Origin of the sequence: Clostridium cibarium (assembly GCF_014836335.1) — a bacterium.
Taxonomy (GTDB): domain Bacteria; phylum Bacillota; class Clostridia; order Clostridiales; family Clostridiaceae; genus Clostridium; species Clostridium cibarium.
In genome coordinates this window covers 1-2,916 of sequence record NZ_JACSRA010000062.1, presented here as the reverse complement: position 1 = coordinate 2,916, position 2,916 = coordinate 1, and the positions used below count along the sequence as shown (strand labels likewise).

Genomic DNA, 2,916 nt, shown 5'->3' with positions numbered 1-2,916 from the left:
TTATTTGGTCAAGCCCTCGACCTATTAGTATCAGTCAGCTAAATATGTTACCACACTTACACCTCTGACCTATCAACCTTGTGTTCTTCAAGGGGTCTTACTAGCTTACGCTATGGGAAATCTCATCTTGAGGTGGGCTTCACGCTTAGATGCTTTCAGCGTTTATCCCTTCCCGACTTAGCTACCCAGCTATGCTCTTGGCAGAACAACTGGTACACCAGAGGTCAGTCCATCCCGGTCCTCTCGTACTAAGGACAGCTCCTCTCAAATTTCCTGCGCCCGCGACGGATAGGGACCGAACTGTCTCACGACGTTCTGAACCCAGCTCGCGTGCCGCTTTAATGGGCGAACAGCCCAACCCTTGGGACCTACTTCAGCCCCAGGATGCGACGAGCCGACATCGAGGTGCCAAACCTCCCCGTCGATGTGGACTCTTGGGGGAGATCAGCCTGTTATCCCCGAGGTAGCTTTTATCCGTTGAGCGATGGCCCTCCCACGAGGTACCACCGGATCACTAAGCCCGACTTTCGTCCCTGCTCGACTTGTAGGTCTCGCAGTCAGGCTCCCTTCTGCCTTTGCACTCTACGAACGATTTCCGACCGTTCTGAGGGAACCTTTGGGCGCCTCCGTTACTTTTTAGGAGGCGACCGCCCCAGTCAAACTGCCCACCTAACAATGTCCTGTCACCAGTTTCATGGCATCCAGTTAGAACCTCAGTACTATCAGGGTGGTATCCCAAGGACGACTCCACCAAAGCTGACGCTCTGGTTTCTCAGTCTCCCACCTATCCTGTACAGACAATACCGAAATTCAATGCTAAGCTACAGTAAAGCTCTACGGGGTCTTTCCGTCCAATCGCGGGTAGCGAGCATCTTCACTCGCACTACAACTTCGCCGGATTCACAGTTGAGACAGTGCCCAAGTCATTACGCCATTCGTGCGGGTCAGAACTTACCTGACAAGGAATTTCGCTACCTTAGGACCGTTATAGTTACGGCCGCCGTTTACTGGGGCTTAAGTTCACACCTTCGCTTGCGCTAAGTGTTCCCCTTAACCTTCCAGCACCGGGCAGGCGTCAGCCCCTATACATCAGCTTTCGCTTTAGCAGAGACCTGTGTTTTTGCTAAACAGTTGCTTGGGCCTATTCTCTGCGGCCTGCCATACGACAGGCACCCCTTCTCCCGAAGTTACGGGGTCAATTTGCCTAGTTCCTTAACTGTGATTCTTCCGCCGGCCTTAGGATTCTCTCCTCACCTACCTGTGTCGGTTTGCGGTACGGGCACTACTTCTCTCTCTAGATGCTTTTCTTGGAAGCATGGAATCAGATACTTCGGCTCCGTAGAGCCTTCCCCATCACGCCTCAGAATTGTTAGAACGGATTTGCCTATCCTAACTCCCTAAACGCTTAGACTAACATCCAATAGTTAGCACATCCTATCCTTCTCCGTCACACCATCGATAATAACGATAATAGTGGTATCGGAATATCAACCGATTGTCCATCACCTACGCCTTTCGGCCTCGGCTTAGGTCCCGACTAACCCTCAGAGGACGAACCTTCCTGAGGAAACCTTAGGTTTTCGGCCTGTGGGATTCTCACCCACATCTCGCTACTAATGCCAACATTCTCACTCGTAATCAGTCCACCGCTCCTTACGGTACGACTTCAGCCCGATTACGACGCTCCTCTACCGCTCACGCAAACGCGCAAGCCCGTAGCTTCGGTGGTAAGTTTGAGCCCCGGACATCTTCGGCGCAGGATCTCTCGACTAGTGAGCTATTACGCACTCTTTAAATGAGTGGCTGCTTCTAAGCCAACATCCTAGTTGTCTTAGAAATCCCACATCCTTTTCCACTTAACTTACACTTTGGGACCTTAGCTGACGATCTGGGCTGTTTCCCTTTTGACCACGGAACTTATCTTTCGTAGTCTGACTGCCGAACTTATAGTATGTGGCATTCGGAGTTTGATAAGGTTCGGTAAGCGCTATGCCCCCTAGCCCATTCAGTGCTCTACCTCCACTACTCACATTCGACGCTAGCCCTAAAGCTATTTCGAGGAGAACCAGCTATCTCCGAGTTCGATTGGAATTTCTCCGCTATCCACAGCTCATCCCATGGTTTTTCAACACCAACGTGGTTCGGTCCTCCACGGGGTTTTACCCCCGCTTCAACCTGGCCATGGATAGGTCACCCGGTTTCGGGTCTACGGCATGCAACTAGTCGCCCTATTAAGACTTGGTTTCCCTTCGGCTCCGTACCTTAAGTACTTAACCTTGCTACATACCGTAACTCGTTGGCTCGTTCTACAAAAAGCACATCATCACCCTCATAAGGGGCTTTGATCGGTTGTAGGCACACGGTTTCAGGTTCTATTTCACTCCCCTCCCGGGGTTCTTTTCACCTTTCCCTCACGGTACTGCTTCACTATCGGTCATCAGGTAGTATTTAGCCTTGGGAGGTGGTCCTCCCTGCTTCCCACAAGGTTTCACGTGTCTCGTGGTACTCTGGATCAGAACTTGATCATTATAATTTTCACTTACGTGGCTATTACACTCTATGGCTCAACTTTCCAGTTGTCTTCAATTAATCATAATTTCTCGTTATGTTCTGTCCGCAACCCCAAAGATAAATCTTTGGTTTGGGCTCTTTCCCTTTCGCTCGCCGCTACTAAGAAAATCGATTTTTCTTTCTCTTCCTCCAGGTACTTAGATGTTTCAGTTCCCTGGGTTTACCTTCATATAGCTATGTATTCACTATATGATACATGGGGTTTCCCATGTGAGTTTCCTCATTCGGAAATCTTCGGATCTCTGGCTATGTGCGCCTACCCGAAGCTTATCGCAGCTTATCACGTCCTTCATCGGCTCCTGATGCCAAGGCATTCACCATGCGCCCTTTGTAGCTTGACCTATC

General features: G+C 50.3%; 1 rRNA gene. It reads right to left on the bottom strand.

Going from position 1 to position 2,916, the window contains the following annotated elements:
- Window positions 1–4: 4 nt before the first annotated feature.
- Window positions 5–2,912 (bottom strand): 23S ribosomal RNA (locus H9661_RS19270).
- Window positions 2,913–2,916 lie beyond the last annotated feature (4 nt).